Annotated in this window: 1 protein-coding gene; it reads right to left on the minus strand. The window is 71.3% G+C overall.

Going from position 1 to position 867, the window contains the following annotated elements:
• Window positions 1-49: 49 nt before the first annotated feature.
• Window positions 50-784, minus strand: coding sequence for a VWA domain-containing protein (locus K6I34_RS37560; RefSeq protein WP_229332485.1), 735 nt, complete (start codon window positions 782-784; stop codon window positions 50-52).
• Between the last annotated feature and the right edge of the window lie 83 nt (window positions 785-867).

Consider the following 867-nt stretch of genomic DNA (forward strand, 5'->3'; position numbering starts at 1 on the left):
GTCACCCGCTGAGCACCGACGCGACTGGGTTGGCCGGCGGCGGCGGGGCTCAGCCGGTGACGATGCCCGCGGCGCGCGCCTCCGCGAGCCACTCGGGGAACTCGACCATCAGCTCGGCGTAGAGCTCGGCGTCCGTGAGGGACTTCGGGTCGCGTCCCGCGTGGAAGAAGCCCGCGTTGTCGACGACGCGCTTCTCCGGCACCGGCAGGTCGTCCAGCTTGCGGAGGAAGTCGAAGCCCTTGCCCTCGGGGTCGCCGAAGCCGACGAACTGCCAGAAGAGGGGGAGCTTCGCCGCCTCGCACAGGGCGCGTTCGGCAGCGGCCTTGCTGTAGGGGCCGCCGTCGGTCTGGAAGACGACGAAGGCGGGCGCGGTGGAGCCGGACTTCTTGTAGTGCTCGATGACCGCTTCCATGGCCCAGTGGTAATTGGTGCGGCCCATGTGGCCCATGGAGCTGTGGAGTTCCTCGATGCGGCCCTCGTAGCTCGTGAGGTCCAGCTCGGCCACGCCGTCGACGTCGGTGGAGAAGAAGACGACCGGCACGGTGCCGTCGTCGTCGAGGTTGGCGGAGAGGCCCAGCACCTGTTCGGCGAGGTGCTGCACGGTGCCGTTCCTGTAGTACTCGCGCATCGAGCCCGAGCGGTCGAGCACCAGGTAGACAGCGGCGCGCGTACCCGTGAGGCCCTGCTTCTCCAGCGAGACCGCGGCGGCCTTGTAGAGGCTGACCAGCCCGGGTGCCGTCCGCTCGACCTTCGTCAGGCTCACGGCCGCGTCGCGCGGCGGCATCGCGGGCTGCGGCTCCGGCTCCGGACCCGGCGCGGGCTCCGGCTTGGGCACGGGCCGCGGCGTGGGCTCGGGCTCCTCCGGCA

The sequence above is a fragment of the Streptomyces sp. UNOC14_S4 genome (assembly GCF_020740835.1).
Lineage (GTDB): Bacteria > Actinomycetota > Actinomycetes > Streptomycetales > Streptomycetaceae > Streptomyces.

Bases quoted from the DNA above. Each gene is read 5' to 3' on its own strand.
- K6I34_RS37560 (WP_229332485.1), bottom strand. From the start codon at position 784: ATGCCGCCGCGCGACGCGGCCGTGAGCCTGACGAAGGTCGAGCGGACG.